Here is a 3,732-nt window from a genome sequence, read left to right as displayed (position 1 = left end):
TTAGACAAAGAGCGCCAGGCACTGCTCAAACACTGGCAAACTATTGGACAATTTAGAAAAGCACACCCTGCAATTGGGGCTGGTCAACATGACGTTATTAAACAAAAAAGTGCTTATGTTTTTACGCGCACATTAGATAACGACAAAGTGGTTATCGCTTTTGTTGGCAAGTAATAATACCGATATTTCTTTGCTAGTCGCCCCCTCTTTGTAAAAGCAGATAGGGGCAACAGCCCGTGATATACAGAGTCTGCCATCAAAGGTTAGCAGTCAGAGGTCATATCATTATCAATACTAGAAATACAAAACTGCTATCTAATTGCTTAGATAGCAGTTTTTAAGTTATCACCACATTTCCTATGTACTTTGTAACTCGCTTTCACCCCAAAGCCTTAGAAATGAATATTAATTTAAAAAGGCAAAAGGCAAGACGCGACCCTATGGGCATTATTGTTTTAACAAATAAACGTAGCTGTACTGGTTGCAACCTTAATAAATTATTCAAAAAATACTGCTAAACACAATGGCATTGTGTTTAGCAGTTTTCAGTGCAACTTCCCAACTTATACCCGTTATCAATCAAAGTGCTTTATTCAGTCGTCAGCTCGGACACTAAGGCAAGGCGCAGTATGATGACCTTTCGAGAGATTAACAAAAAGACGTTAATCCTCTATCGATTGAACTAGTTAGACCTTCAACTTTCTGCCTAGAACCTGTTCACCTCACAGCTTGCTGAATTTTTCACCTTGAATGATAACGGGTATATATTCAGGCTGTCGCCATCGCATTTAAACGAGGCACGGGGCGATCATTAATCGGTAGATGAAGCAGTGCGGCAACAAGTGCCATTACAACGGTTGTCCACCAAATAGGCTCATAAGATCCGTAATAGTCGTAAACTAACCCACCAACCCAAGCCCCTAAAAAACTGCCCAGCTGATGAGAAAAAAAGACCAGTCCATATAATGTAGACATATAACGCGCCCCAAAAATCTGGCGCACTAAACCGGAGGTGAGTGGCGCAGTGCCTAACCAACAAAAACCAATAGCGGCACCAAAAATTGTGGCCGTATCAATAGTCACAGGTAATACCACAAACGCGGCAATCACTAGCGAACGGATTAGATATAACGATGTCATCACATAACGTTTATCGAATTTATCGCCCATTACGCCCCAGAAGTAAGAACCAAAAATATTAAAGATACCCACATAAGCTAACGCCATGGCGGCCGTGGCAACTGATAGCCCTTTATCAGCAAGGTAACTCGGCAAGTGTGTAGCAATAAACATAACGTGAAAACCACAGACAAAAAAACCTGCATGAATTAACCAATAACCACGATGATAAAAGGCTTCTTTGAGCGCTTCTTTTAAGGTTTGATTATCATCAATAGGCGTATTTTCTGAGCCTAAAATTTTATTGGTTTTTATGAATGAAGCAAAGGCGATAATCAAGCAACACAATAATGCAAATACTTGTAATGCACTCTGCCAGCCAACATTACTTAACAGTGATTGTGCCCCTGGGATCACTGCAAACATACCAAATGATCCCACTGCTGTGGTTAATCCAAATGCTTTTGCCGTATGCTCGGCCGGTACAACACGTGCAACGGCGCCAAGCACAATAACGTAACTGGTTGCACTTAAACCAAAACCAACCAAAGCACCAAGCGATATATATAACCAGCTAGGATCCGTTGTTATTGAGGTTAAATACAGACCGGCCGCATAAGAGAGTGCACCTAAAATAATGATGCGCTTGGGCCCCCAACGGTCCGATGCCATACCAACAAAGGGTTGGAACACACCAAATAACAGATTTTGAAGTGCGATAGTGAAGCTGAAAAATTCACGTCCAGTATTAAAGGTCTCTGAAATCGGTAACATAAAAATACCAAAGGACTGCCTAATGCCTAAACTGACGATTAATATGGCAATACCTGCCCACACTAAAAGAGGGAAACGAAAAATGCTCATTAATGATGTTGCCTATGTTGATGGTTAATATGTTGCTTAGGTAAGTTTTGTTGATGACAACCACCACTTGTTGCATGTTTTGCGAGCGCATCAATCAAGGGCTGGTTGTGATGCACAACAAACAGTGTCACCAGTAGCAGTAGTAACAAACGTACTAGCTGTGCAAAAAGTGATTGTGACAACATACCCGTTTCCTATTAAGTAAAAGTTGGCGGGATAATAAACAAAGGCAGTAGATGAAACAAATGATAAAAAATCACAATCCACATGCATAAAACGCAACTATTATAAATATCAGGTACAATTTGTCATTCCAGAGGGGTTAAAGTAAAACCTCAGTTATAAACAGTAATATGGGTGAGTGTATGGAACTAGAAGAGGTTTACCGTCGAGATTTAAACCTATTAATTGCGTTAAAAGTACTCATAGAAGAAGGCAGTGTCAGACGCAGTGCAGTAAGGCTTAATTTGAGCCAATCAGCGATGAGCCGCGTCTTAGGCAGATTAAGAGTATTGCTTAATGACCCTCTTTTTATTCGCCAAGGGCAACACCTTCAGCCAACACAACGGGCTATCGAGATAAGTAATGCCGTTAATCAGCCCTTAGAGTCACTGCGGGTTTTACTGTCACCGACTGATTTTGACCCGAAGTTGTGTAAGCAGCATTTTACCATCGCAACAACGGATTATGCGATGCAAACTATTTTGCCCTACGCATTACCACGCATTTATGAACAAGCACCTAATATCTCACTGGAGTTTCCACCGCTTCAGCAAGACAAAATGCTTAACCAATTAAGCTCAGGAGGTTGCGACATGGCAATCTGTCGCCCAGCGCATAGCATTGAGCCTTTAGTGCATCAAAAACTGGGTTTAGTGAGTGTATTTTGCATGTTATCTAAATCTCACCCACTTGCAGGCAAAGAGATAACCTTAGCGGATTATCTTGCTTATCCACATGCATTAATTGCGATTAGTGATGGCGTAAAAGCACTTATTGATAGCGCTCTTAATGGTTATCAAAAACCTAAAACCGTATTACGCGCTTATCATTTAGAGGCTGCACTAGCAATTGTTGATAAAATGCCTCTGATTATTACCGTGCCTGCCGATCTAGCTTATTTAGTCGCGGAAAAACATGATCTGATTGTGAAACCGTTACCTTTTGAGTTTAAACCTTTCGAATATTCACTTATCTGGCACCCGCGCTGTGAACACTCCGCCGAACAAGTCTGGTTGCGTAATTTATTAAAAGAACAATGTGGCCAATTAATCGATAAACGCGTGCAGGAGATGGGATTGTTATAGTTATTCATATGGACTTGCAAGATCAAAGGAAACCAATAGGGTTGCGTCTTGCCTTTTTTAAATTTAAATGGAGTAGTATCAACAGATAATTAGTGCAAAAGCTCTAGATCGCTTTGCCCCATAGCGGGTTAGAAATGAATATTAACTTGAAAGACAAGCCCCATGCCTTCGCTAACAATAAGATAGTTCTTAGGTAATAAATACTAGGGGCTATTTGTTATAAATAGCTTTAAATTGCTCGTAGCGCTTGCGGTTAACACCTAAATCGGAATGACCAGCACGAGACTGGGATCGAAAATGAACCAGTTTAGTTTGCTCATCAAGCAGTATTTCAACATCATCGTGAAAATGAAAAACGCCTGTCGTGAACACAGAATAGAGGTAGTGACTTTCTTGAGCTTGCAACTCATTGTTTCCCATCGTGTTCAAAGTGGCTAGCACC

4 protein-coding genes are annotated in these 3,732 nt (G+C 40.9%); 1 reads left to right on the top strand and 3 read right to left on the bottom strand.

All coding sequences use genetic code 11. The features are described 5' to 3' along the window. Positions 1-768: 768 nt before the first annotated feature. Together G322_RS0118000 and G322_RS0117995 are read right to left on the bottom strand one after the other, a co-directional pair. Positions 769-1,983, bottom strand: coding sequence for an MFS transporter (locus tag G322_RS0118000; RefSeq protein WP_022943080.1), 1,215 nt, complete (start codon positions 1,981-1,983; stop codon positions 769-771). Next, positions 1,983-2,168, bottom strand: a complete 186-nt coding sequence (locus G322_RS0117995) for a hypothetical protein (RefSeq protein WP_022943079.1) — start codon at positions 2,166-2,168, stop codon at positions 1,983-1,985. Before G322_RS0117995 ends, G322_RS0118000 begins: the two co-directional genes overlap by 1 nt. Before the next feature lie 180 nt (positions 2,169-2,348). Here G322_RS0117995 and G322_RS0117990 point away from each other — a divergent pair, with 180 nt between their 5' ends. After that, a complete protein-coding gene (locus G322_RS0117990; RefSeq protein ID WP_022943078.1) occupies positions 2,349-3,290 on the top strand; it encodes a LysR family transcriptional regulator in 942 nt (313 codons plus the stop codon). 210 nt (positions 3,291-3,500) lie between these two features. On the opposite strand, the gene G322_RS0117985 is transcribed toward G322_RS0117990, so the two are convergent. Beyond that, the coding region (locus tag G322_RS0117985) for a DUF1499 domain-containing protein (protein WP_022943077.1) at positions 3,501-3,732 on the bottom strand (232 nt) is incomplete at its 5' end.

The sequence above is a fragment of the Psychromonas hadalis ATCC BAA-638 genome (assembly GCF_000420245.1).
GTDB classification, from domain to species: domain Bacteria; phylum Pseudomonadota; class Gammaproteobacteria; order Enterobacterales; family Psychromonadaceae; genus Psychromonas; species Psychromonas hadalis.
This window is presented reverse-complemented; position numbering and strand designations above follow the sequence as displayed.